Raw genomic sequence first — 25,348 nt, 5'->3', positions numbered from 1 at the left:
TAATGATGTAATTTCGCGATGACGTCCAATTTCCGCCATGTTGCGCTTATCGGCAAGTATCAGGCAACTGCTGCAGGCGCCATGGCCGATAGCTCGCGCCACGCCCTCGAAGAGATAGCTCAGTTTCTGGTTCGCCAGGGATGTCAGGTGGTGCTTGAAAAAGAAACCGCCATCAATACCAAACTGACCGCCTATCCCGCCATGGACGTGGACACCATTGGTGCCCAATGCGAGCTGGGGCTCGTCGTTGGCGGAGATGGCACCATGCTCGGCATCGGTCGACAGCTCGCGCGCTATGGCACCCCGCTGATCGGAATCAATCAGGGACGCCTGGGCTTCATCACCGACATCCCCTTCGGCAGCTTTCAGGCGGCGCTCACTCCCATGCTTTGCGGAGAGTACGAAGAGGATTTGCGCCCCCTGATGCGCGCACGCGTGGTTCGTGGGCAGGCCACGGTTTTCGAAGCCCTTGCCATGAACGATGTCGTGGTGAACCGCGGAGCCACATCCGGCATGGTGGAGCTTCGCGTGGAAGTGGGCGGGCAATTCGTGGCCAACCAGAGGGCTGACGGGCTCATCATTGCTTCACCCACCGGATCAACAGCCTACGCACTTTCCGCGGGCGGCCCCATGCTCCATCCGTCCATCCCAGGGTGGGTACTGGTTCCGATTGCACCCCATACCCTTTCAAACCGCCCTATCGTTCTATCGGACGCCACCGAAGTGGCCGTCGAGATAGTGAGTGGCAGGGACGTCAGCGCCAATTTCGACATGCAGTCTCTGGCGTCACTGCTGCACGGTGACCGGATTCTTGTTCAGCGCTCCGAGCACAGCGTCCGGTTCTTGCACCCGCTCGGCTGGAACTATTTCGCGACACTGCGCAAGAAGTTACGCTGGAACGAAGGGGGCTCCTGATCATGGCGCTCAGGCGAATCACCCTGCGGGACTTCGTGATTGTTCGAGAACTTGCTCTGGATCTACAGACAGGCTTCACCGTGTTGACCGGGGAAACCGGGGCCGGCAAATCGATTCTGGTGGATGCGCTGCAACTGGCACTGGGCGCTCGCGCGGATGCAGGGTACGTGCGTGAAGGTGCCCGCCATGCCGATGTGTGCGCGGAATTCGATTCCCCCCACCACTTGCAGCCATGGCTCGAAGAAGCGGGGATAGAGGCCAACGATATCTTGCTACTGCGCAGAACCGTGGACACCCAGGGGAAAAGCCGAGCGTGGATCAATGGCACGCCGGCGACCGCAACACAACTGCGCTATCTCGGGGATCAACTATTGGACATTCATGGCCAGCACGCATGGCAGAGTCTGACCCGCCCGGATTCCGTGCGCGGCTTGCTGGACGCTTATGCGGGTATTTCGCTGCAGGAATTGGCCGCAAGCTGGACCCAATGGCGTGTCGCCCAGAAGATCCTGGAGGAAGCACGTGCGGCCCAATCATCTCTTCAGCAAGAGCGCGAGCGGCTGCAATGGCAAATTGCTGAAATCAGCAAACTGGCCCCCGGAGACGATGAGTGGGTGGACCTGGAAATCCAGCACCAGCGTCTCTCGCACGCCCACACGCTGCTGGAAGCCGCTCAGGATGCACTGGCAACCCTTGACGAGGAGGAGTCGGGCGCACATTCCAGACTGACGCGCGCGGTCTCACGACTGCAAAACCACGAACAGCTTGAACCGGCATTTGGCGACCTGGCAAATATCCTCTCGTCCAGCCTGGCGCAAACCAGCGATGTCATCCGCTCGCTGCAAGCCTATCTGAGACGTACCGACCTGGACCCGGAACGTCTTGCAGATCTCGACCTGCGCGTGTCGCAATGGATGACTCTGGCGAGGCGCTACAAGCGTCAACCTTCAGAATTGCCCGCCTTGCTGCAAGCTTGGAAAACAGAACTGTTGCGTCTGGACGCTGCAGCCGACCTCGCCAGCCTCGAATCAACCCAGGCGAGCACCGCCAAAGCCTACCAAACCATCGCACGCGCCATTTCGCGCGGTAGGACAAAGGCTGCTCCCCAGCTGTCCGCAGCCATCACACAGGCGATGCAGGGCCTGGGAATGACGGGAGGCGTGTTTGAGGTTTCGGTGACAAAGGCCTCTGAACCCGCACTGCATGGATTGGACGACGTTGCCTTTCTCGTGGCAGGCCACCCTGGCATGACGCCGCGCCCCATCGGCAAGGTCGCATCTGGCGGAGAGCTGTCACGGCTTTCCCTGGCCATCTCCGTGACCACCAGCGAACTGGGTACGGCACCCACCCTCGTTTTTGACGAAGTGGATTCCGGCGTCGGAGGGGCCGTGGCAGAAACAGTGGGTCGATTGATGCGGCAACTGGGGCGCGACCGGCAGGTGCTGGCAGTCACCCACTTGCCGCAGGTGGCAGCCTATGCAGACCACCACCTCATGGTGTCCAAGCGTCGCGATGCGGCCGGAACCACCAGCACTGTCGCGCCGCTTTCGGGCGAGCAGCGGATTGCAGAAGTGGCCCGCATGCTCGGCGGTGAACACCCCACTGGAACCACCCTGGCGCATGCCAGCGAAATGCTGGGCCTTGCCGCTACCCCGATAAAGAGTTGATGACCATGTCCCTGGAAATTGTGCTGATCACCGGGATGTCTGGCTCGGGAAAATCCGTGGCGTTGCATGCGATGGAGGATTCCGGCTATTACTGCGTTGACAACCTGCCCCCTGAATTGCTCCCCGCCTTTGTTGCACTGGAACACAAGCACCACGGGAACCGCGTGGCAATCGCCATGGATGTGCGCAGCGCCACGTCACTACCGCAAGTACCCCGGGAACTGGACCGTCTGCGCAAACAGGGGGTGATTGTTCAGTCCATCTTCCTGGATGCCACCACAGAAACACTGGTTCGCCGTTTTTCTGAAACACGGCGTCGCCATCCTTTGTCGCATGATGATGTTCCAGATGGCCGTCGAGCACTCACGCAGGTGATTGAACTGGAGCGCGAGTTGCTGGCCGATCTGCGGGAGCAGGCACATGTCATAGACACCAGCACGATAAGGGCATCCCAGCTCCAGAGCTATGTCAAAGACCTGATGCCATCGGCGCCGGGGCAGCTCACACTGGTTTTCCAGTCGTTCGCATTCAAGCGGGGAATTCCCGTGGATGCCGACTATGTGTTCGACGTCCGGATGTTGCCCAACCCCCATTACGAACCCGCGCTGCGCGACCTGACAGGACTGGATGCCCCCGTCGCGGACTTTCTACGCCAGCAGGTGGATGTGGGGCTGATGGGCCAGCACATCGAGAAATTTCTCTCCTATTGGCTGGACATGCTGGACCGAAACCACCGAAGCTATGTGACGGTAGCCGTCGGATGCACGGGCGGTCAGCACAGATCCGTCTATCTCGTGGAGCAATTGGCCCAGGTATTCAGCGACCGATGGACCGTTCTACGACGCCATCGCGAGCTGGATGGCCGCTAAAAACGGGTATCACAGCGACATCCTGCCGAAATTACAGCCCGGCCAGTAGCTTGCGAACGGGGGCAGGAAGGCCCATGCCAGCGATCTGTTCCGCAGTAAACCAGCCTCCGCCATCGTCTGGCGTTGTCTCCCCATATTGCCGCACGATCACAGGATGCAAGTACAGATCACGATGGGTCAGCACATGAAGGAAGGGGGGCCTCTCCTCCATGGTTTTTGCCGAGGGGCGCCCTGCTGCATCGAAAAATGCCGACACATCCGACCGAAGAGGAAAGATTGGCACGCAATACAGGCCAGCCCATATGCCTGCCGACGGGCGACGAGACAACCAAAATTTCCCCGCAGGATCCTCCAGAACCATGAGCCACCACGATTCTGAGCGGCGCTTGAGCTTGCGTGTTCTCACGGGATACCGTTCGGGCTCCCCGGCGCGATGTGCAACGCACAAAGTCTGCAAAGGGCATTGCGGACAAGCGGGATTGCGAGGCATGCACAAGCTGGCCCCCAAATCCATCAAACCCTGGGTATAGCGCGGCATCGCCGCATCGATGTCCGCCGATGGCAACAAGGCCTGCGCATGTGCCCACAATGTCCGCTCATTCCGGGCGACTGCCAGATCCTCATCAAAACCCAGCACGCGTGTCAGCACCCTTCGCACGTTGGCGTCCAGGATGGGCGTGCGCTCCGCAAAACAGAAAGCCGCAATCGCGCCGGCCGTTGAGCGCCCAATTCCGGGCAGCGTAGCCAGCACCTGCGCACTGCGGGGAAAAACCCCACCGTGCTCGCTGACAACGGTCTGCGCACAGCGGTGGAGATTGCGTGCCCGGCTGTAGTACCCGAGGCCACTCCACAGAGCCATGACCTCATCCAGCGACGCGCTGGCCAATGCGCTCACATCGGGAAACCGCTCCAGAAACCGTGCGTAATAGCCCAGCACCGTGCTGACCTGGGTTTGTTGCAGCATGATTTCAGACAGCCAGACCCGATAGGGATCGCGTGTCTGCTGCCAAGGCAGGTGGTTGCGTCCATGGATTGCCTGCCAACGAACCACCCGCGTGGCGACATCTGTTTCCGAAAGAATCATGCAGGCATAAGCCCGGGGCGTTCTGCGGCCTCTGCCAGGACGGGCAACGCTATCAACTGGGCTGTCAATTCGGTCAAGCGTCGTTCCAGCTGAATGAGTTCCTCTTCACCCGCCTCGATCTCTGAAATTCGCTCCACCAAGCCAGTCGCGGCATGCTGAATCCGGTCAACCGCCTCTATGCGTCTGGTAAAACTCCGACGGCGCTCACGCAACTGGGCGTCCAGTTGAGCCGTAGCAGACTTGCTCCACAACTCCAGATCATTGGCCGCCGACTCGTACACCGTGCGCAAACGCATGGCCAAGGCACGAACCAGGCGCTCGGCGAATTCAGGCTGCGCCAGCTTCAGGACATTGCCGACCCCAAGGTATTGCAGATGGCTCTGCTCAATCTGCGAGAGTTCCTGGACAAAGTGTTCGAGTTTCGGAGGGGGGGGCACCTGCAAAGAAAACCCGAATTCCGCATTCAACTGGCGAAACGTGCCCCCTAGCATCGCCTGTATTTCAATACTGGATGCTTGCGCTTTATCCATCGTTCCCCTGAGTTTTTCAAAGGTCTGGATGTAGATCTTGCGCACACCGAGCTTCAGCCCTTTTTGCTGGAGCATTTGCGCCAACTCGGTCAACTCCAGCTTGAGGGACTTCGCCCCCAACTGATGAAAAACCTCCCGCAACAGCTTGAGATGCACCACACGAACCGCCTGAATCTTGGCAGCGCTCATATCAAACTCGCGCTGTTCCTGCTCAACACGGTGGCGCATCGATGCGATCACCGAGGCATTTTTGCCCCTGAGACTTCGCAGTTCGGCCATCTGATCATCCAAATCCCTGCGACGAATGTTGATGACACGCGCAGTTTCAGCACGCAAACCCGCCACCCCCGTTGCCACGGCAGCACGCAGGATGGCTTGGCGACGGCCCATGATCCCCCTGGCAAGCGCCCCTTCCAATGAAGGCAGGCCGCTGGATTCGAGAAGAAGATCGTCACAGGTGATCTTTGCCAGCAGTCCCTTTTGTGCAGAAACAGGCACCACCTGCGCCAGCGGCACACCCAGCATTTCCGCAGAGATCGCGCATTGCCGATTCATCTGCGCAACGATTTCGTGCGGCGAATTGAGGGTGTCCCACAAGGTGTCAATCTTGTTGAGAACCACCAGCCGTGCTTCCAGGCTTTCAGCAGACGTCGCCAGGTGCTCTCGCCAGATCGCCAGGTCCGAACGGGTAACTCCCGTGTCTGCACTCAAGATGAATACCACCGCATGGGCCTGCGGAATGAGATTGACGGTCAACTCGGGCTCGGCGCCCACCGCATTCAATCCCGGGGTGTCCAGAATCACCAAACCTTGCTTCAGCAAGGGATGGGGGATATTGATGATGGCATGGCGCCACATCGGCACTTCCACCAAGCCATCCGCATCAGGCACCGGGTTGTCATCTGCCAGCTCGTCGTGCCAGAACCCAAGCGCCCGTGCGTTATCCAGCGTAACTTTTCGAACCTCGGCCACCTTCTCCAGCGCTTTGGCGATCTGGTCGGCATTGTTGACATCCAGCGGAATTTCCACCCAGCGATCGGGTTTCAACCGCCATTCGGCAAGGCCCTGCAGCTGCAACCGGGTATCGATTGGCAGCAGCCGAAGGCAGGGTGCCACCGAAGCGTCATAGCCTAATTCCGTGGGGCACATCGTCGTGCGGCCGGCGCTGGCAGGCATGATGCGACGGCCATAGCCGGCAAAGAAGATGGCGTTGATCAGCTCTGATTTGCCACGCGAGAACTCCGCAACAAAAGCCACCGTCACCTTATCGCTGCGCACCTGTGCTTCCAGGCGATTCAGCCGCTCCTGAACCGCAGCATCCATGAGCTCGTGATCAGACATCCACTCGGACAGACGGCGAATCTGGTGCGCAAACTCACGCCGCCAGAGGCCGTGCTCGTCGAACTGCTCGTTGAATGATGGTCCCACTTTGCTCCCGGAGTGCAATGCACGGTCTATGCGTAGATATTCGCAAAATATAGCATTGACGGTGTCTTGGATGCGCTCTATGTGCCGACTGTCAGCACCGCCCCGTTACGCGCGTTGGCATCGAGGACAAAAATAGCTGCTGCGCTGCCCCTGGCGAAGCAGCTGGATGGCGCTGCCACAGTGGTGGCAGGGAGCGCCATCCCGCCCATACACATTCGCTTCGTGCTGGAAATGCCCGGCCATCCCGTCGGCGCTGGAAAAGTCCTTCAGCGTACTGCCGCCAAGTTCCACCGCACGCGCCAACACCGTCCGGATGGCGTCAAAAAGCCTGCGCGCCCTCTGCGGACCTATGCGCTGCGCGGCCACGGTGGGACGAATGCCCGCCAGGTACAACACCTCGGACGCATAGATATTGCCCACACCCACGACCAGACGCCCCGCCAGCAACACCTGCTTGATGGGCGCACGACTCGCCTTGAGCCCTGCCTCGAAGGCGGGGTAGGTAAAGACGTCAGACAGCGGCTCCATCCCCAGTCCGCCCAACAATTTCTGTGCAACTGCAGCCTGCTCGTCTGCCGCATACACCACGGCACCAAAACGCCTGGGATCATGCAAGCGCAGCGTCCCCTGGGAGGTCATCACGTCGAAATGATCGTGCGCGCCCGGCGGGGGCAGATCAGGGCTGAAGCGCAGGCTTCCAGACATGCCCAGATGCAGCAGCAGCAGGCCGGAATCCAGATCCACCAGCAAATATTTGCCCCTTCGGCGTATCGAAAGCACCTTGCGCCCCACCAGCGATTGCGGCGCACACCCCAACGGCCACCGCAATGGCTTGCCCACCCGAACCGACTCGATCCGAGCCCCGGCAATGGCCTGCGCAAAACTGCGGCGGGTGACTTCCACCTCGGGTAACTCAGGCATGCCGCCGCCTTGCAAACAGGTTGAAGAGCATGGATTATTATGACCCGATGGTGCCCTCTCATCGCTTTCGAACAGCCCTCCTCACCGCCGCTCTGCTGGCAACAGCCACCACGGGATGGACGCAGTCCGGGGGACAACCGAGCAGCGCTGATGTTGCCCCCCCGCACATTCCCAGCGCACAGCTCGATGCCGAGCTTTTCTATGAAATTTTTCTGGGCGAGCTGACCACCCAGTCCGGAGATCCCGGAGCGGGTTACTCGCTGATGCTGGAAGCGGCGCGGCGCAGCGGAGACAGCGCCTTGTATCGGCGTGCCGCCGATATTGCCCTGCAAGCCCGGTCTGGCGACTACGCCTTGGCAGCGGCACGGGCATGGAAAGAGGCGCAGCCCCAATCGCGAGAAGCCAACCGCTACACGTTGCAGATTCTCATTGCACTCAACCGCATCGGCGAGACCCCGGAACTGCTGCGACAGGAGTTGGCGCAAATGCCCGCCGCCTCCAAAGCCGAGGCCCTGTCCGCCCTGCCCCAGATGTATGGCCGCGCCAGCGACAAGTCACTGGCGGCAAATGTAGTGGAGCGGGCGCTCACCGATGAACTTCTGCACCCCGCCACAGGTCCTGCAGCGTGGACCGCACTGGGCCGCATGCGCCTGGCGGCCGGCAACAAGGCGAGCGCCCTGGATGCGGCTCGCCAGGCACTGACGCTCGACGGAGCCAACACGGTTGCCATGCCGCTGGTCCTGGAGCTGATGGAAGAGGGAGTGACAGAAGCAGAGTTGCTGGTCACCACCCACCTTGCCAAACACCCCGACCCGGACCTGCGCACGGCATATGCCCGCGTCCTGCTGGGCCAGCAACGCTACCCAGCCGCACGCCAACAACTGGAGACAGTGACGCGCGACAAACCGGATCTGCGGGAAGCATGGCTTGCCCTTGCCACGCTGCAATTTCAGGACAACCGGCTACGCAATGCGGAAAAATCACTGCAACGCTACATGGAGCTGACAAATGCCGCCACTTCAGACCCGGATCTGCAGCGGCGTGGGCTGACCCAGGCCTACCTTCTCTCGGCACAAATTGCCGAGAAGAACAAAGACTACGCCGCGGCCGAATCCTGGCTCGGGCGCATCGAAAACTCGGAAGAGATGCTCAGCGCACAACGCCGCCGCGCATCCCTGCTTGCACAACAGGGCAAACTTCCTCAGGCACGCGCCCTGCTGCGCGGTCTGCCAGGAAATACCCCCAGCCATGCCCGCATGAAACTGCAGGCAGAGGTGCAGCTGCTACAGGAAATGCGCTTGTACAAGGAGGCTTTGGCCGTCCAGGTGGAACTGGTAGCCCAGGACCCGGAAGACAATGAACTGGTTTACGACCAGGCCATGCTGGCCGAAAAATCAGGCGATCCGGCCATGATGGAGCAGTTGCTGCGACAGCTGATTGAACGGAAGCCCGATTACCACCACGCCTACAACGCCTTGGGATACTCCCTCGCAGAACGGGGCTTGCGCCTGGAAGAAGCCAAAGGCCTGATCTCCAAGGCACTGGAATACGCGCCTGGCGATCCCTTCATCACAGACAGCCTGGGCTGGGTCGAATTTCGCCTCGGCAACAGCGCCGAGGCCTTGCGCCTGTTATCGATCGCCTTCAAGGCCCGGCCCGATGCTGAAATTGCAGCGCACCTTGGTGAAGTCCTCTGGAGCACCGGAAACCGGGCACAGGCCTCCAGTGTCTGGCGCGAAGGCTTGCGCCTGAACCCAGACAACGAAACACTCAAAGACACCCTGAAACGACTGGGAGCCATGCCCTGATGCCGCATGCCACGCCACAGGGTCTGCAGCCGCAAGGCGCAACCCAAAGGCTGCCCCACTGGTTTGCTTCCTTGCTCGCGGTTTTTGTTCTGCTGCTGGCCGGCTGCGCCCATCCGCCGGCCACACCAGAAAGCCCCTATCGCGCCCCGTGGACAGGACGCCTGGCATTGCAAGTGGAAGAAACGGCGTCGCAGTCTTTTTCTGCATCTTTTGAGCTCTCCGGATCGGCGCAGCAAGGCCAATTCGTCTTGTTCAACCCTCTTGGCAACACCCTCGCACGGATCCAGTGGAATGCCAGCCACGCAGAGATCACCACGGGCCAAAACACCCGGGAGTCCGAATCATTGGATGCCCTGCTGCGGGATGTGCTGGGCACGGATATTCCGGTCGCGGCACTGTTCAACTGGCTCGAAGGCACCCATGTGGATGCCGTTGGCTGGCAGGTCGATCTGTCGGCCATCTCCGCCGGGCGGTTGGTGGCGCAACGCCACACGCCGACGCCACAGGCCACATTGCGAATCATCCTGACCCGCTGATACCACTTCATGCTCGCCCTGTACGACGTGCCGGCTCCGGCCAAGCTCAACCTCTTCCTGCATATCACGGGCCGACGAACTGACGGCTACCACCTGATGCAGTCCGTCTTCATGTTGATCGACTGGTGCGATACCCTGCATTTCGAGTTGCGCAATGATGGCCGCATCACCCGCGAGGACCTTGGCCCTCCGCTTCCCGACATCGACCTGACCGTACGCGCAGCACAGGCCCTGCAAACAGCCACCACCTGCCCCCTGGGTATTCACATCGGTGTGCAGAAAAGAGTCCCTGCGCAGGCGGGCATGGGTGGCGGCTCGTCAGACGCGGCCTCCACGCTGCTGGCCCTCAACCGCCTCTGGAAACTCAACCTGCCCCTCACCGCGCTGGAAGCGATCGGATTGAAACTGGGCGCCGACGTGCCATTTTTTTTGCGCGGCCGCAACGCCTGGGTAGAGGGAATTGGTGAGATAATCACGCCGCTTGAGAAGGCAAGTCAACTACCGCAAGCGAGCTTTGCAGTAGTGAAGCCCGAGGCGGGTCTGGAAACGAAATCAATTTTTTCTGCTCCCGATCTGAAACGTGATTCAGATAGTGCTACAATCTTAGGCTTTGCTGCAGCACACTACAATTTCGGTTGTAATGACTTGCAACCAGTTGCCCAGGCCTTGTGCCCCGAAGTGACCCAAGCCCTCCAGTGGCTCGAATCACGCGGTTTGCAAGGGCGAATGACCGGTTCAGGCAGTGCAGTGTTTGCACAAATATCGCATGCTGTTGATCTGCAAAACGCCCCCAGTGGCTGGCAGGTCAGGACATGTGAAAATCTGATGGTTCATCCTCTGGCAGGATGGGCTTCAGGCAAGAATGAAGGTTGACTGCTTTGCAGTGGACCTGTGTAGGGGAGTCGCCAAGCTGGTTAAGGCACCGGATTTTGATTCCGGCATGCAAAGGTTCGAATCCTTTCTCCCCTGCCAAATTTCTTTTCGCGTACGGGCTCTTTTTTCAGACTGCTGGGACGCTATGCAAGCCAACCAACCCGACTTCATGGTTTTCACCGGCAATGCCAATCCTGGCATGGCAGCTGAAATTGCCCAACACCTTGGCACCACTCTGGGTGCTGCGGATGTGGGTCGCTTCTCCGACGGCGAAGTCACCGTCGAAATCAAACAGAACGTGCGGGCCCGCGACGTTTTCGTGGTGCAGTCCACCTGCGCACCCACCAACGAAAACCTCATGGAGCTGCTGATCATGGTGGATGCGCTCAAACGCGCCTCCGCAGAGCGCATCAGCGCCGTGATCCCCTACTTCGGCTATGCCCGCCAGGATCGCCGTCCCCGCTCCAGCCGGGTTCCGATCTCTGCCAAGGTGGTCGCCAACATGCTGCAGGCCGTAGGCGTGGCCCGTGTGCTGACCATGGACCTGCATGCCGACCAGATCCAGGGCTTCTTCGACATTCCCGTCGACAACATCTACGCGTCGCCCGTTCTGCTGGGCGATCTGCGCCAGAAGAACTACGAAGACCTGATCGTCGTTTCGCCCGATGTGGGCGGAGTGGTGCGCGCCCGGGCCCTTGCCAAGCAGCTCGGCTGCGACCTGGCCATCATCGACAAGCGTCGCCCCAAGGCCAACGTGTCCGAAGTGATGCATGTGATCGGCGAGATCGAAGGCCGCAACTGCGTGATCATGGATGACATGATCGACACCGCCGGCACCTTGGTGAAGGCCGCCGAGGTACTCAAGGAGCGTGGTGCCAAGAAGGTGTATGCCTACTGCACCCATCCCATTTTCTCGGGCCCCGCCATTGAACGCATCGCCCAGGGCTCTGCCCTCGACGAAGTGGTGGTGACCAATACCATCCCTTTGAACGATAACGCCAAGGGATGCACCAAAATCCGCCAGCTCTCCGTGGCTCCGCTGATCGCCGAGACGATCCAGCGCATCGCCAAGGGTGAGTCGGTGATGAGTTTGTTCTCGGACCAAGAGAATCTTTTCTGAGCGTCGGCCCCGCCTCTCGCGAGGCATGGTGGTTGTCGCCGGTTCAGATGCTTGCAAGCCTCCCTCGGGAGGCTTGCCTGTTCGGGGGCATTGTTGTGGGCTTGCCGCCATCCGGGCGCAACAAGCCTTTTTTCAACAGGGAATGACTGGTCGCGGTCGTCCCTTTTCAGGAGCTAACTATGAACTTCGTCGCTTTTGAGCGCGCCAAGCAGGGTACGGGTGCGAGCCGCCGTCTGCGCAATTCGGGCAAGACGCCTGGCATCGTGTATGGCGGTTCCGCCGAACCTCAACTCATCGAGATCGACCACAACGCACTGTGGCACGCCCTCAAGAAGGAAGCCTTCCACTCCAGCGTGCTGGACATGGAACTGGCCGGCACCACCTCCAAGGTGCTGCTGCGTGACGTGCAATACCACCCCTACAAGCAACTGGTGCTGCACATCGACTTCCAGCGCGTGGACGAAAAGACCAAGCTGCACATGAAGGTGCCACTGCACTACAGCGGCGCCGAAGAATCCGACGCAGTCAAGGTGGACAAGTGCCTGGTGAACCCCATCGTGAACGAACTCGACGTGACCTGCATGCCTTCGGACCTGCCAGAGTTCATTGCCGTGGACCTGAGCACGCTGAAGAAGGGTGTTTCCCTGCACCTCAAGGACATCAAGCTGCCCAAGGGCGTGAACGCCGTGATCCGTGGCGGCCAGAACAACAACCCCGTGCTGGTTTCCGTGGCCAACCCCGTGGTGGAAGTGGCTGCACCTGCTGCCGACGCAGCACCTGCCGCCGATGCCAAGGGCAAGGGCAAGGGCAAGAAATAAGACCGGCGCACCGGTCTCTGCGGCCTGCCTCGGCAGCGCCGCATCCAACGGCCCACCTGTGTGGGCCGTTTTCATTGGTAGCTACCGATAATTGCGCACATGATCAAACTGTTTGTGGGCCTGGGCAACCCGGGGCCCGACTACGAGGCCACCCGCCACAACGCGGGGTTCTGGTGGATAGATGCACTGGCGCGCGAACTCAAGGCCACGCTGGTGCCCGAGCGCAGCTACCACGGCCTGGTGGCCCGCACCAGCGTGCATGGCCAGAGTGTCTGGCTGTTGCAGCCCCAGACCTTCATGAACCTGTCAGGGAAATCGGTGGCCTCGCTGGCGCGGTTCTTCAAGATCCAGCCCGAGGAAATCCTGGTGGCGCACGATGAACTGGACATTGCGCCCGGCCAGGTGAAGCTCAAGCGCGGTGGCAGCCATGCCGGGCACAACGGACTGCGGGACATCCATGCCCAACTCGGTTCACCCGATTACTGGCGCCTGCGCATCGGCATCGGCCATCCAGGCGTCAAGGCCGAAGTGGCCAACTGGGTGCTGAAAAAACCCTCGCCCGACCAGCGCACCCTGATCGAGGACAGCATCCAGCATTCGCTCAAGGCCCATGCCGCCATGCTGGCGGGCGACATGGAAAAAGCCACGCTGCTGGTCCATACCACCAAACCCCCGCGTCCCAAGCCGCCGCGCCCCGAAGGCCAGTGACATTCCGCAGCGGCTGCACCCTCGGGAACTACTATTTTTATAGCGCCTGGCACTGAATGGACAAGTGCCAGAGGCACTAAACCCTCAAACCTTGGTGGCCGCCTGCAGCCTCTGGAACTTCTGCCACAGTGTTTCCCGGCTCTCCACATGCCGGGGGTCCACCGGGATGCACGCCACCGGGCACAGCTGCACGCACTGGGGCTCGTCGAAGTGGCCCACGCATTCCGTGCACTTGTCGGGGTCGATCTCGTAGATTTCCTCGCCCACAGAGATGGCCTGATTCGGGCACTCGGGCTCGCACACATCGCAGTTGATGCACTCGTCGGTGATCCTCAGCGCCATGCGGACCTCCCTGCGGAAAGCGGGCAGGCCGGATGCGGATACGGAGAGTTCAAGAAGACGGTCATGCCTTGGATTATCCCGCGCCCCTGCCCTGCACCGCCTGGACCTGCGGCACAACACACCACTGCGATCATGGGTGCTTTGCCGGTATGCTGCGCAGGCCGCCTTCTCCAACCGGCTGAAGCACACGGACAAGCACCACCCGCACCAACCCATGGGTTTCTTTCTTTTCAAGCGATTCCTGACCCTTCTGGCCACGCTGCTCGGTGCATCGGTGGTCGTGTTCCTGGTGCTGGACATCCTGCCGGGCAATGCCGCCCAGGTGCTCATGGGGCCCGATGCCTCGCCCGACGCGGTGGCCGCCCTTGCCACCCAGCTGGGGCTGGACCAGCCCGCTGCGCAGCGCTACTGGCAATGGATGAGCGGCCTGCTGGTGGGCGAGATGGGCGACAGCTACACCTATGGCAGCCCGGTGCTGGAACTGGTGCTGGAGCGCCTGGCGCTGACGGTACCGCTGGCGCTGATGGCCATGGTGCTCAGCACGGTGCTGGCGCTCGCGGCCGGCCTTTACGCCGCCGCGCGCCACAACCGCTGGGGCGATGTGGGCACGATGGGCCTGGCCCAGCTGGGCATTGCCATCCCCAACTTCTGGTTCGCCATCCTGCTGATTTTGCTGTTCTCGGTGAAGCTGCAGTGGTTTGCCGCCGGCGGGTTCCCGGGTTGGACCGAAGACAGCGGTGGCAGCCCGCTGGCAGCCCTGAAGGCGCTGCTGCTGCCGGCCATCGCCCTGGCCGTGGTGCAGGCGGCCATTCTGGCGCGCATCACGCGCTCGGCCGTGCTGGATGTGCTGCGCGAGGATTTCGTGCGCACCGCGCGCGCCAAGGGCCTTTCGCGGCGGGCGGCGCTGTGGGGCCATGTGCTGCGCAACGCCATGATCCCGGTCATCACCGTGATGGGCCTGCAGTTCGCCAACCTGCTGGCCGGCACCATCGTGGTGGAGAACGTGTTTTATCTGCCAGGCCTGGGCCGGCTGATCTTCCAGTCGATCGCCAACCGCGACCTGATCGTGGTGCGCAACTGCGTGATGCTGCTGGCGGCCATGGTGGTGGTGGTGAACTTTGTGGTGGACCTGCTGTACGCAGTGATTGACCCCCGGGTAAAGGCCAGCGACATATGAATCAGTCCGCCGCCACCAGCACCCCGCCCGCCCCGGCCCTGACTGCGGGCTGGCTGCGTCGCGCCCTGCGCCACCGCAGCTTTGTTGCCGGTGCGGTGCTGGTGTTGCTGCTGCTGGCCGCCGCGGCCCTGTCGCTGGTCTGGACGCCCTGGTCGCCCTACGACATGGACCTGCCGGCCAAGCTGCAGCGGCCCAGCAGCCAGCACTGGCTGGGCACCGATGCCTTTGGCCGCGACGTGGCCTCGCTGCTGCTGGTGGGCGCGCGCAACTCGCTCCTGGTGGGCGTGATCGCGGTGGGCATTGGCATGGGCCTGGGCGTGGCACTCGGGCTGCTTGCCGCCGCGCGGCGTGGCTGGGTGGAAGAAGCCATCATGCGCCTGGCCGACTTCACCTTCGCCTTTCCGGCCATCCTGTCGGCCATCATGATGACGGCGGTGTTTGGCGCGGGCACCATCAACTCGATCATCGCCATCGGCATCTTCAACATTCCCACCTTTGCGCGGGTGACGCGGGCTTCGGCCAACGCCGTGGGGTCGCGCGATTTCATCCTGGCGGCACGGGCCTGCGGCAAGGGCAGTGTGCGCATCACGCTCGAGCATGTGCTGCCCAACATCGCCTCGGTGCTGATCGTGCAGGCCACGGTGCAGTTCGCCATTGCCATCCTGGCCGAGGCGGCGCTGTCGTACCTGGGCCTGGGCACGCAGCCGCCGCAGCCGTCCTGGGGCCGCATGCTCAGCGACGCCCAGACCCTGATGTTCCAGGCGCCGCTGCTGGCCGTGTGGCCCGGCGTGGCCATTGCCCTGGCCGTGCTGGGCCTGAACCTGCTGGGCGACGGCCTGCGCGACCTGCTCGACCCCCGCCTGACCCGCCAACGCTGATGCCGACCGACCACCCACCCACCGCACCCATGCCCTTGCTGCAGGTCACCCAGCTGTGCATTCGCCTGCACACCCACCGGGGCACCGCCGATGCAGTGCGCGGCATCGACTTCACGCTGCGTCGCGGCGAAACCCTGGGCCTGGTGGGCGAATCGGGCTGCGGCAAGTCGCTCACCGCCCTGGCGCTCATGGGCCTGCTGCCCGAAGCCGCACAGGCCAGCGGCAGCATTCTTCTGGATGGGCAGGAACTGGTAGGGCTGGACGACGCCGCGCTGTGCCGCCTGCGCGGCAACCGCATCGGCATGGTTTTCCAGGAGCCCATGACGGCGCTGAACCCCGTGCACCGCATTGGCGACCAGGTGGCCGAGCCGCTGCGGCTGCACCGCGGCCTGGGCCGCACAGCCGCACGCCGCGAGGCCCTGGCCCTGCTGGAGCGCGTGGGCATTGCCGACGCCGCCCGGCGCCTGGACGACTACCCGCACCAGTTTTCGGGCGGGCAGCGCCAGCGCATCACCATTGCCATGGCGCTGGCCTGCGGGCCCGATCTGCTGATTGCCGACGAGCCCACCACGGCGCTCGACGTGACCGTGCAGCAGCAGATCCTTCAGCTCGTCGGCGACCTGGTGGCCGAGCGTGGCATGGCGCTGATCCTGATCTCGCACGACCTGGGCGTGATTGCGCAGAACGCGGACCGCATGCTGGTGATGTATGGCGGCAGCGTGGTGGAGAGCGGCCCCACGGAGGCAGTTTTTTCGGCCATGGCCCACCCCTACACGCGCGGCCTGCTGGCGGCGCGCCCGCAGCTGGTGCCGCGCCGCGCCGGCGAACGCCCGCGCCTGTCCACCATCGCGGGCACCGTGCCCGAGCTGGCCCACCTGCCCGCCGGCTGCCCCTTTGCCGGGCGCTGCGGTTTCACCGTGGCCGCCTGCCACAGCACCGCACCGCCGCCCGTGCCGCTGGCGGCTGGGGGTGCGGGGCACCTGGCACGCTGCATCCGGCTGGATGCGGTGGCCGCCGCGCAAGAGGCCAGCGCATGAATTCCGCAAACACTGCTGAATCGATAGCTTCTGGCGCGCACTCCATAAACGCCACAGAGCCATCTGACTCAAAAATTCCCGCCACTTCGCAGCCCCCCCTGCTGCAGGTCACGCAACTGGTGCGCCACTACCCGCTGCCGCGCACGCACCTGTGTCAAACGCCGCAGCAGGTGCAGGCCCTGCAGGGCGTGGACTTGCGCGTGGAGTCGGGCCGCAGCCTGGGCATCGTGGGCGAATCAGGCTCGGGCAAGTCCACGCTGGCCCGGCTGGTGATGGCGCTCGACACCCCCACCGCCGGCACGGTGCACCTGCTCGGCCGCGATCTGCACCGCCTGCCCGCCGCCGAGCTGCGGCATGCGCGGCGCGACTTCCAGATGGTGTTCCAGGACCCCTATGGCTCGCTGGACCCGCACCAGAAGGTGGAGCGCATCGTCACCGAGCCGCTGCAGGCCCAGGGCCGCACCAGCCGTGCCGAACAGCGCGAGCAGGCCGCGCAGGTGCTGGCGCAGGTGGGCCTGCGCAGCACCGACCTGGGCAAATACCCGCACGAGTTCTCGGGCGGCCAGCGCCAGCGCATCGCGATTGCGCGTGCGCTCATCACCCACCCCCGCCTCATCGTGGCCGACGAGCCCGTGAGCGCGCTCGATGTCTCGGTGCAGGCGCAGGTGCTCAACCTGATGCTGGATTTGCAGCAGCAGTTCGGCATCACCTACCTGCTCATCAGCCACGACCTGGCCGTGGTGAACCACCTGTGCGACGAGGTGGTGGTGCTATACCAGGGGCGCATCGTGGAGCGCGGCACGCCCGAGGAACTGCTGTTCAATGCGCAGCACCCCTACACCCGTGCCCTGGTCAGCGCCGTGCCGCGCATCGAGCCGGGGCGCGCCCGGGCACTCCGGGCAGAAATGGCACAAGGGGCCGGCGAAGCCCTGCGCCCCATGGTGTAAAAAGAATCCTTTCTGACCAAGGGCGCCCCTGCAAGCGGGCCCCATCGACCTGTTTCGCCTGGAGAACCCGAACATGCTGAACCGCCGCTCCGTCCTGGCCACTGGCGCCATCGCTGCCGCCCCCCTGGCTGCGCCCTGGGGCGCCCTGGCCAAAACCAGCAAGGACAGCGTGGTGCTGGCCATGACGCTGGAGCCACCAGGGCTGGACCCCACGGCCGGCGCCGCCTCGGCCATTGCCGAGATCGTGCACTACAACATCTTCGAGACGCTCACCAAGATCAACGCCGACGGCAGCGTGTCGCCGCTGCTGGCGGAGAGCTGGGAGGTGTCGCCCGATCTGCGAACCTACACCCTGCGCCTGCGCCGGGGGGTGAAGTTCAGCAATGGCGTGCCGTTCACTGCCAGCGCGGTCAAGTTTTCGTTCGACCGTGCGGGCAGCGACAAGAGCACCAACAAGGACAAGCGCACCTTTGCCAACCTCACCACCCAGGTGGTGGACGACCACACCGTGGTCATCATCAACAAAGACATCGACCCCGACTTCCTGTTCGTGCTGGGCCAGGCCACGGCCATCATCGCCGAGCCCCAAAGCGCCGCCACCAACGCCACCCGGCCCGTAGGCACCGGCCCCTACGTGCTGGGCGCCTGGAACCGGGGTGCGTCCATCACGCTGAACGCGTGGCCAGGTTTTCGGGCACCCGGCAGCATCCGGATGCGCCGGGCCACATTCCGCTTCATCTCCGACCCCGCCGCCCAGGTGGCGGCGCTGCTGGCGGGCGATGTGGACCTGTTCGCCCGCGTCACGCCGCGCAGCGTGGCCCAGTTCAAGGCCAATCCGCGCTTTCAGGTGGTGGTGAGCGGCTCGCGCGCCAAGACCATCCTGGCCATCAACAACAACCGAAAGCCCCTGAACGACGTGCGCGTGCGCCGCGCCATCGCCGCCGCCATCGACCGCAAGGCCGTCATCGAAGGTGCAGGCGACGGCTTTGGCGTGCCCATTGGCAGCCACTATGTGCCGGGCGCGTTTGGCTATGTGGACACCACGGGCATCAACCCCTTTGACATCGACAAGGCCAGGAAACTGCTGGCCGAGGCCGGCGTCAAGACCCCGCTGGAGCTTACGCTCACCCTGCCTCCGCCGCCCTACGCCCGCCAGGGCGGCGAGGTGATCGCGGCGCAGCTGGCCAAGATCGGCATCGTGTGCAAGCTCCAGAACGTGGAATGGGCCCAGTGGCTCAGCGGCACCTACGGCAACAAGAACTACGACCTCACGCTCATCTCGCATGTCGAGCCCTTCGACCTGGGCAACTTTGCCAAGCCCGACTACTACTGGGGCTACAACTCGCCGCAGTTCAACACGCTGTTCGACAAGATCAAGAACACCCCCCGCCCGGCCGACCGTGCCCGCCTGCTGGGCGACGCGCAGCGCCTGCTGGCCGAAGAGGCCGTGCACGGTTTCCTCTACCAGCCGCAATGGGTGACGGTGGCGAACAAGAACCTCCGGGGGCTGTGGAAAGACATGCCCATCTTCGTGAACGATCTCTCGGCCCTTTCCTGGTCCTGACACCGGCGCCACCCGCACCATGAGCGCCCTGCACGACCTGCCCGCCCACGCCCTGCTCGCGGCCTATCGCCAGCGCACCCTGTCCCCGGTCGATGTGGTCGCCGATGTGCTGGCCCACATCGGGCGCTGGGAGCCCCACATCCAGGCCACCTACCTGCTGCGCCCCGACGCCGCCCTGGCGCAGGCCAGGGCATCCGAGGCCCGCTGGCTGCGCGGCGCACCCCTGGGTGCGCTCGATGGCGTGCCCGCCACCATCAAGGAAAACATCGCTACGCGCGGCGACCCCATGCCCCTGGGCACCGCGGCCACCGCGCTGCTGTCCGCGGCCGCCGACGCCCCGCCCGCCGCGCGCCTGCGCGAAGCCGGCGCCGTGGTCGTGGCCAAGACCACCATGCCCGACTACGGCATGCTGTCTTCGGGACTGTCGAGCTTTCACCCGCTGGCGCGCAACCCCTGGGACCTCTCCAAAGGCCCCGGTGGCTCCAGCGCCGGGGCGGGCGCTGCCGCTGCCGCCGGCTATGGCCCGCTGCACATCGGCACCGACATCGGCGGCTCGCTGCGCCTGCCGGCCAGCTGGTGCGGCATCTTCAGCCTGAAACCCAGCCTGGGCCGCATTCCCATCGACCCGCCCTACACCGGCCGCGCCGCCGGCCCCATGACGCGCACGGTGGCGGACGCCGCACTGATGATGCAGGTGCTGAGCCAGAGCGACGCGCGCGACAGCATGGCCCTGCCCGCGCAGGACATCGCCTGGGGCCGGTTCGACCAGGGTGTCGAACACCTTCGTGGTCTGCGCATCGGCCTGCTGCTGGAGGCGGGCTGCGGCCTCGCCGTCGAGCCCGAGGTGCGCGCCGCCATCGAGCAGGCGGCCCGCTGGCTAGAGCAGGCCGGCGCCCACATCGTGCCCATGCAGCCCTTCATGACCCAGGCCATGCTCGACGGCATGGACCATTTCTGGCGCATGCGCTCGTACATCGACCTGCAGGCCCTGCCCGCCGCGCAGCAGGGCAAGGTGCTGCCCTACATCCGCGCCTGGGCCGACAGCGCCGCGGGCCTGAGCGGCACCGCAGTGTTCCACGCCAGCCAGCAGTTCCACCTGACCCGCCTGGCCACTGTGCGTGCCTGCAACGCCTTCGACTACGTGATATCGCCCGTGGCGCCCATGCCGGCATTTGCGGCCGAGCTGCCCTCGCCCACCGACGACCCGCTGCGTCCGCTGGAGCACATCGGCTTCACCGTGCCCTTCAACATGTCGGAGCAGCCCGCTGCGTCGGTGAACTGCGGCTACACCACGGGCCTGCATCCCTTGCCCATTGGCCTGCAGATCGCCGGGCGGCGCTTTGACGACCTGGGCGTGCTGCAACTGGCCCACGCGTTCGAGCAGATCCGCCCACCGCAACGCGCCTGGCCCCAGCCGCCGGGGATATAAACAGGCCATGGACATTCTCACCCTCGCCCTCCTGATCGCCATCGGCAGCTACATCCTCAACCACCAGCAGCAACGCAAGCGCATTGCCCTGCTGGCCAGCCACCTGGGCCATTACCAGATCGAAAAGCTCATGGAGACCCTGACCGAGGGCTATCTGCGCGCGCTGGGCGAGAGCACGCCCGAGCGGCGCGACCAGATCTGGAGCCTGCTGGGCAGCACCGAGTCGCAGCTGAGCGAGCAGTTCAACCGATTCGCCGCCGAGTTCTCCCAGGTGAACGAGGCCGACGCCCGCGTCAGCCGCTTCGCCATGGCGGTTCCATTTGCCAGCCAGCTGTTTCCCGCCACCACCTTCGACATGCGCCAGGCCCTGGCGATCCACGCCCGGGGCATCGAGAACATGGTCCGCAACGCGGCGCACCTGGCCCCGCGCGACAAGGCCTTCACGATGTCGGCCGAGCTGTTCCTGATGCAGCACACCTGCCACTGGTTCTGCAAGTCCAAGACCATCGCCACGGCGCGCATGCTGGCGCGGCACAAGACGCCGTATGAGCAGCTGGTGAATTCCGTGTCGGCGCAGACCCGCAGCGCCTATCTGGCACTGGTAAGGGGCGACAAGGGCGTCAAGCGGCCCTGACGCCTTCGGCGCGCTGCAGCCGGGTCTGGTCGTACACGGGCTGGGCCGGCATGCCGGCCAGGTGCTGCGTGTCAGCCCAACGCACGATCTCTATGGCATCGCCCTGCAGGCGCACGTGGTTCAGGCCCGCGTTGGGAATATCGCTCTGGCGCGGACCGCCCAGTCCCAGGCCGCGCGCGGTGCGCCACACCATGTCGAGCACGCCACCGTGCGTGACCACGATGACGGTCTGCCCCGCATGCTGGTGGGCCAGGCCGCGCAGCGCCTCCATCACCCGTGCGTGGAACTGCCGCGCGGTCTCGCCGCCGGGCATGCTGCCATCGGCATCGAAGCGCAGCCACTGCGCCCAGGCCGATGCGTGCTGCACCTTGATGTCGTCCACGCGCAGGCCATCCACCACGCCAAAATGCTGCTCGCGCAGGCGCGGGTCGGTCAGGGCGTCGAGCGACAGCTGCGGCAGCAACGCCGCCAGCGCGGGCTGTGCCGTCTGCCGGGTGCGGATGAGGTCGCTGCACACCAGATGATCGACCGCCAGGTTCTCCGCCACCAGGCGCTGCGCCAGGCGGTGCGCCTGCGCGTGCCCGGTGGCGTTCAGCGGCACATCCACCTGGCCCTGGAAGCGCAACTCGCGGTTCCAGTCGGTTTCACCATGGCGGATGAGGAGGAGTTCGGTCATACGCCCATTATCAAACCCGCACATGACAATTCAAGCATTTTTTGATTTTAGCGCTTATGCAACAAGCGCCAGCAGCTATTGATTTGATAGTCTGCTGATGGTGCGATCTGCCGCTTAGCGGCGGGGCCGTTGCAGGCTTCAGCGCTCGGCCGTGGCCAGCCGCACCGCCAGGCCCAGAAACACCAGGCCAGCCACGCGGTTGAGCACGGTCTGCGCGCGCGCCGAGCGTTGCAGCAGTGCCCCGAAGCCCCCGGAAAAGCAGGCGATGGCCCCGAACACCAGCAGCGTGGCCAGCATGAACACCACCCCCAGCAGCATGAGCTGCAGCGCCACGCTGCCGCGCGCAGGGTCGGCGAACTGCGGCAAAAAGGCCAGGAAGAACACCAGCACCTTGGGGTTGGTGAGGTTCATGACCATGCCGCGCCCCACCATGCGCCCCAGGCTGGGGCCACCCTGCTTGCCCTGGCCCGTGGCGACGGCGGACTCCTGGGCCGTGGCGGCGGGCGCCCGCAGGGCCTGCCACGCCAGATAGGCCAGATAGGCCGCGCCGCAGTACTTGAGCACGGTGAACGCCATGGCCGATGCGGCAAACACGGCCGCCAGCCCCAGGGCCACCGCTGCGGTGTGCACCACGAGGCCGGCGCACAGGCCCACCACCACCGCCATGCCGGCGCGCCAGCCGCGCTGGGCCGATTGCAGCAGCACAAACAGATTGTCAGGGCCGGGCGTCAGGCCCAGCAGCACCGACACGCCAAAGAAAGTGAGCAGGGTTTCGAAAGCAGGCATGGCCAGGAGAATCTACAAATGCGGAGTTGTCCATTGTGCCAACGTCGCGGCACAAACCCTCCGCAAGCTGCCACCGCATCGGCCGATGCGTCACGCGTCCAGCCCTTGCCGGGCGAGGTCTGCGCGCAGATGCGGTGGCTGTCCACCGGGCTGCGCCCGCAATACCAGGGCGGCGGCGCAGGTCAGGCCGTGACAATCCAGCCCTCCAGGCCATCCAGCCCCTGGGGCAAGCCATAGAGCGCATCGCCCGCCGCATGGCGCTGCTGCGCCCAGGCCGCCTGCAAGAGGCACAGCACGGCGTCCAGGCGGTCGCCGCTGGCATCATCCACCAGCGCATCGCGCTGGGCATGGCTGAGCTTGAGCCGCAGGCCCAGGCGGGTCTGGCCCATCTCGAGTGCATGCACCAGGTCCTTGCGCGCGATCAGCCGGTCGGGCGTCTGTTTGGCGCGGTCATCGCTCTTGTAGCTGCGGCGCGCCAGGATTTCGCGGGCCAGCAGGCCGGGATAGGCTTCCAGCGCCACGCGCTGCGGGTCGCCGGGGTGCAGGCCGGGCAGGTGCACGCCCGCATCCAGCAGCAACGGCACGCCGGCGTGCAGCATGTAGGCCACGGGCGGGTTGACCCATTTCATGGAGGGGCTGGAGCCCGCGGGAGCGTCGGTGGCCCGGTGGGCAAACTTGCCGCCCACGGGGCGCGCGTCACAGAACGCAGCGAACTGGTCGCGGATCTGCGCCCGCGTGAGCCTGCGGTAGTGCTGCATGCACGCATGCCACTGCAGCGGCCAGCCCAGCGCCTGCACCAGCGCGCGCGGCAGGCCAAAGGGTAGATCAAAACCACCCACCCAGGCACGCGGCTGGGCCAGCCGGCGCGCAAAGCCATCGAGGGTGTCGAAAGTTTCCAGCCCCCGCAGCTGCACCCGCGTTGCCACGCGCTGGCCCAGCGCCAGCACGATGGGCTTGCGCCGGCTGGGGCTGCTGGAAAAATCGCAGCCCAGCAGCATGGGGGTGGCCAGGTCGGTCGTCATGGGCACAGGTCACAGATCGCAGAAGCAGGAATGCAAAAGGCCGCAGCACGCTGTTAGCGGCTGCGGCCAAGGAATGGATTGGCACCCATCAACCATTAAAAGCGGGGTTGACTTGCGTAGCGAGCCAGCCTAGTCTGGGTCGATGCGCGCAGCCGTACTCCCGTACGGCGAGCACAGCAGGCCCGGAATCGGCTGGCGCAGTAGCAAAGCAAGCCCGCTTTTCAGGCGCGGCCGATGATGCTCGCCGTCGCCATCAGCTCTTCGAGCAGCGCAAACGACACCTTGCCCGACACCGCATACGGGTCGAGTTCGGGTTTTTCGGAATATTTGAGCAGGATGGAGTGGTTGATCTTGGACAGGTTCACCTGCCCCATGGTCCAGCCGCCAAAGCGCCGCTCGGCGATCTCTTCGTAGTGCAGCAGCTCCACGTTCTGGTGGCGCGGGTCGCGCTGGATGTGGCCATAGAGTTCGTTGACGGCCGAGCGCCCGCCCTCGATGGCCTGCAGGAAGACCCCGCCGCCATAGCACAGGATGCCGGTGATGCCGCAGCCCGGGTTGTGCTGGCGCGACTGGGTGAGGATGGCCTCGATGGCGGCAGGCGAAGTGTCCACCGCACGGCTGGCATAGAGCAGGCGTACGAGCATGTCAGTTCCTTCCTGGAATGAGCGAGAGGAATTCGCGGCGCAGGGCGCTGTCCTTGAGGAACACGCCGCGCATCACGGAGTTGATCATCTTGCTGTCCATGTCGCGCACACCGCGCCAGGACATGCAGAAGTGGCTGGCCTCCATCACGATGGCCAGGCCGTCGGGCTGGGTTTTTTCCATGATGAGATCGGCCAGCTGCACCACGGCCTCTTCCTGAATCTGCGGACGACCCATGACCCAGTCGACGATGCGGGCGTATTTGGACAGACCGATCACGTTGGTGTGCTCGTTGGGCATGATGCCTATCCAGATCTTGCCCATGACGGGGCAGAAATGGTGGCTGCAGGCACTGCGCACCGTGAGCGGCCCCACGATCATGAGTTCGTTGAGGTGCTCGGCGTTGGGAAACTCGGTAATGGGTGGCGCCTGCACATAGCGGCCCTTGAACACCTCGTTGAGGTACATCTTGGCCACGCGGCGCGCGGTGTTGTTGGTGTTGTGGTCGTCCTGGGTGTTGATGACCAGGCTGTCGAGCACGCCCTGCATCTTCACCTCGACCTCGTCGAGCAGCCGCTCCAGCTCGCCGGGCTCGATGAATTCGGCAATGTTGTCGTTGGCGTTGAAGCGCTTGCGCGCCGCGGCGATGCGCTCGCGGATCTTCACGGAAACAGGCGTGCCTTCATCCGGCGGAATGGGCGTCATATCGGCAACTGGTTGACTGGACATGGCTGCATCCTACCAGTGAATGCCAGCCTGCCGGCTTCAAGGGTTTTATCCCTCTAGCTCTTATAAAACAAGCGTCAACAGCTACTTATTCAATAGCAAACCAATACGTATGCCAGGGCAATCGCATCTAAATAGTGATACCCAAGACGCGCTCCAGATAGCCCAGATTCCACCCCGCACGCTTGCGCTTGGCCTGCACGCCAATCTT

Annotated in this window: 25 protein-coding genes and 1 tRNA gene; 17 read left to right on the top strand and 9 right to left on the bottom strand. The window is 64.0% G+C overall.

Translation table 11 applies throughout. The annotated features are described in order from the left end of the window. Positions 1-18 precede the first annotated feature (18 nt). The 3 genes from BLW02_RS12710 to rapZ are packed head-to-tail and all read left to right on the top strand — an operon-like array spanning position 19 to position 3,451. A complete protein-coding gene (locus tag BLW02_RS12710) occupies positions 19-915 on the top strand; it encodes an NAD kinase (RefSeq protein WP_026437150.1) in 897 nt (298 codons plus the stop codon). A gap of 2 nt (positions 916-917) precedes the next feature. Continuing rightward, complete coding sequence (gene recN, locus BLW02_RS12705) at positions 918-2,582, top strand: DNA repair protein RecN (RefSeq protein WP_092699140.1); 1,665 nt, start codon at positions 918-920, stop codon at positions 2,580-2,582. Positions 2,583-2,587: 5 nt separating this feature from the next. Continuing rightward, on the top strand, positions 2,588-3,451 hold the full coding sequence (rapZ, locus tag BLW02_RS12700; RefSeq protein ID WP_092699216.1) for an RNase adapter RapZ: 864 nt from the start codon (positions 2,588-2,590) through the stop codon (positions 3,449-3,451). A 31-nt stretch (positions 3,452-3,482) separates the two neighbouring features. Here the strand turns inward: rapZ and mutY are convergent, their stop codons facing one another. From mutY to mutM, 3 genes are all read right to left on the bottom strand, one after another. Then, the gene (mutY, locus tag BLW02_RS12695; RefSeq protein ID WP_092699139.1) at positions 3,483-4,535 is read right to left on the bottom strand and encodes an A/G-specific adenine glycosylase; all 1,053 of its coding nucleotides are present in this window, start codon (positions 4,533-4,535) and stop codon (positions 3,483-3,485) included. Further along, complete coding sequence (locus BLW02_RS12690) at positions 4,532-6,493, bottom strand: dynamin family protein (RefSeq protein WP_092699214.1); 1,962 nt, start codon at positions 6,491-6,493, stop codon at positions 4,532-4,534. Before BLW02_RS12690 ends, mutY begins: the two co-directional genes overlap by 4 nt. A gap of 105 nt (positions 6,494-6,598) precedes the next feature. Beyond that, positions 6,599-7,414: a bifunctional DNA-formamidopyrimidine glycosylase/DNA-(apurinic or apyrimidinic site) lyase gene (gene mutM / locus BLW02_RS12685; protein ID WP_092699137.1), complete on the bottom strand. Its 816-nt coding sequence runs from the start codon at positions 7,412-7,414 to the stop codon at positions 6,599-6,601. Between the two features lie 29 nt (positions 7,415-7,443). On the opposite strand from mutM, the gene BLW02_RS12680 reads away from it, so the two are divergent. The 7 genes from BLW02_RS12680 (at position 7,444) to pth (ending at position 13,277) form a co-directional block, all read left to right on the top strand. After that, positions 7,444-9,222: a tetratricopeptide repeat protein gene (locus BLW02_RS12680; RefSeq protein WP_092699135.1), complete on the top strand. Its 1,779-nt coding sequence runs from the start codon at positions 7,444-7,446 to the stop codon at positions 9,220-9,222. After that, positions 9,222-9,758, top strand: a complete 537-nt coding sequence (locus BLW02_RS12675; RefSeq protein WP_092699133.1) for a lipoprotein insertase outer membrane protein LolB — start codon at positions 9,222-9,224, stop codon at positions 9,756-9,758. Before BLW02_RS12680 ends, BLW02_RS12675 begins: the two co-directional genes overlap by 1 nt. Before the next feature lie 9 nt (positions 9,759-9,767). After that, positions 9,768-10,631 carry a 4-(cytidine 5'-diphospho)-2-C-methyl-D-erythritol kinase gene (ispE, locus tag BLW02_RS12670; RefSeq protein WP_092699131.1) on the top strand — a complete coding sequence of 288 codons (864 nt, stop codon included), beginning with the start codon at positions 9,768-9,770 and terminating at the stop codon, positions 10,629-10,631. 22 nt (positions 10,632-10,653) lie between these two features. Further along, a tRNA-Gln gene (locus BLW02_RS12665) sits at positions 10,654-10,730 on the top strand. A gap of 46 nt (positions 10,731-10,776) precedes the next feature. Next, positions 10,777-11,751 carry a ribose-phosphate pyrophosphokinase gene (locus BLW02_RS12660; RefSeq protein ID WP_026437159.1) on the top strand — a complete coding sequence of 325 codons (975 nt, stop codon included), beginning with the start codon at positions 10,777-10,779 and terminating at the stop codon, positions 11,749-11,751. A gap of 179 nt (positions 11,752-11,930) precedes the next feature. Then, positions 11,931-12,569, top strand: a complete 639-nt coding sequence (locus BLW02_RS12655) for a 50S ribosomal protein L25/general stress protein Ctc (protein ID WP_092699129.1) — start codon at positions 11,931-11,933, stop codon at positions 12,567-12,569. Positions 12,570-12,668: 99 nt separating this feature from the next. Next, on the top strand, positions 12,669-13,277 hold the full coding sequence (gene pth / locus BLW02_RS12650) for an aminoacyl-tRNA hydrolase (protein ID WP_092699128.1): 609 nt from the start codon (positions 12,669-12,671) through the stop codon (positions 13,275-13,277). A gap of 84 nt (positions 13,278-13,361) precedes the next feature. Here the strand turns inward: pth and BLW02_RS12645 are convergent, their stop codons facing one another. Continuing rightward, positions 13,362-13,619 (bottom strand): YfhL family 4Fe-4S dicluster ferredoxin, encoded by a 258-nt coding sequence (locus BLW02_RS12645; RefSeq protein ID WP_092699126.1) that lies wholly within the window; start codon positions 13,617-13,619, stop codon positions 13,362-13,364. A gap of 214 nt (positions 13,620-13,833) precedes the next feature. Here BLW02_RS12645 and BLW02_RS12640 point away from each other — a divergent pair, with 214 nt between their 5' ends. The 7 genes from BLW02_RS12640 (at position 13,834) to BLW02_RS12610 (ending at position 21,285) form a co-directional block, all read left to right on the top strand. Further along, positions 13,834-14,796 (top strand): ABC transporter permease, encoded by a 963-nt coding sequence (locus BLW02_RS12640; RefSeq protein ID WP_092699212.1) that lies wholly within the window; start codon positions 13,834-13,836, stop codon positions 14,794-14,796. Continuing rightward, positions 14,793-15,674, top strand: a complete 882-nt coding sequence (locus BLW02_RS12635; RefSeq protein ID WP_092699124.1) for an ABC transporter permease — start codon at positions 14,793-14,795, stop codon at positions 15,672-15,674. The genes BLW02_RS12640 and BLW02_RS12635 overlap by 4 nt, the downstream gene beginning before the upstream one ends. A 29-nt stretch (positions 15,675-15,703) precedes the next feature. After that, the gene (locus BLW02_RS12630) at positions 15,704-16,711 is read left to right on the top strand and encodes an ABC transporter ATP-binding protein (protein WP_092699210.1); all 1,008 of its coding nucleotides are present in this window, start codon (positions 15,704-15,706) and stop codon (positions 16,709-16,711) included. Beyond that, positions 16,708-17,658 (top strand): ATP-binding cassette domain-containing protein, encoded by a 951-nt coding sequence (locus tag BLW02_RS12625; RefSeq protein WP_092699122.1) that lies wholly within the window; start codon positions 16,708-16,710, stop codon positions 17,656-17,658. The genes BLW02_RS12630 and BLW02_RS12625 overlap by 4 nt, the downstream gene beginning before the upstream one ends. Before the next feature lie 73 nt (positions 17,659-17,731). Next, a complete protein-coding gene (locus BLW02_RS12620) occupies positions 17,732-19,222 on the top strand; it encodes an ABC transporter substrate-binding protein (RefSeq protein WP_092699120.1) in 1,491 nt (496 codons plus the stop codon). Between the two features lie 19 nt (positions 19,223-19,241). Next, on the top strand, positions 19,242-20,651 hold the full coding sequence (locus tag BLW02_RS12615; protein WP_092699118.1) for an amidase: 1,410 nt from the start codon (positions 19,242-19,244) through the stop codon (positions 20,649-20,651). A gap of 7 nt (positions 20,652-20,658) precedes the next feature. After that, positions 20,659-21,285, top strand: coding sequence for a hypothetical protein (locus tag BLW02_RS12610; RefSeq protein ID WP_092699116.1), 627 nt, complete (start codon positions 20,659-20,661; stop codon positions 21,283-21,285). On the opposite strand, the gene BLW02_RS12605 is transcribed toward BLW02_RS12610, so the two are convergent. From BLW02_RS12605 to folE, 5 genes are all read right to left on the bottom strand, one after another. Then, entirely contained in the window at positions 21,272-21,961 is a 690-nt protein-coding gene (locus tag BLW02_RS12605; RefSeq protein ID WP_092699114.1) for a histidine phosphatase family protein, read from the bottom strand. The genes BLW02_RS12610 and BLW02_RS12605 overlap by 14 nt on opposite strands. A 138-nt stretch (positions 21,962-22,099) precedes the next feature. Further along, positions 22,100-22,747 carry a LysE family translocator gene (locus tag BLW02_RS12600; RefSeq protein WP_092699112.1) on the bottom strand — a complete coding sequence of 216 codons (648 nt, stop codon included), beginning with the start codon at positions 22,745-22,747 and terminating at the stop codon, positions 22,100-22,102. Positions 22,748-22,929: 182 nt separating this feature from the next. Then, a complete protein-coding gene (locus BLW02_RS12595) occupies positions 22,930-23,769 on the bottom strand; it encodes a DUF429 domain-containing protein (protein ID WP_244273685.1) in 840 nt (279 codons plus the stop codon). A 221-nt stretch (positions 23,770-23,990) separates the two neighbouring features. After that, positions 23,991-24,413 carry a BLUF domain-containing protein gene (locus tag BLW02_RS12590; protein WP_005799771.1) on the bottom strand — a complete coding sequence of 141 codons (423 nt, stop codon included), beginning with the start codon at positions 24,411-24,413 and terminating at the stop codon, positions 23,991-23,993. Between the two features lies 1 nt (position 24,414). After that, positions 24,415-25,140, bottom strand: a complete 726-nt coding sequence (gene folE / locus BLW02_RS12585) for a GTP cyclohydrolase I (RefSeq protein WP_092699110.1) — start codon at positions 25,138-25,140, stop codon at positions 24,415-24,417. Positions 25,141-25,348 lie beyond the last annotated feature (208 nt).

Source organism: Acidovorax soli (assembly GCF_900107605.1).
GTDB lineage: Bacteria > Pseudomonadota > Gammaproteobacteria > Burkholderiales > Burkholderiaceae_C > Acidovorax > Acidovorax soli.
The sequence above is the reverse complement of the archived record's forward strand: the minus strand, read 5'-3'. Positions and strand labels throughout refer to the sequence as shown.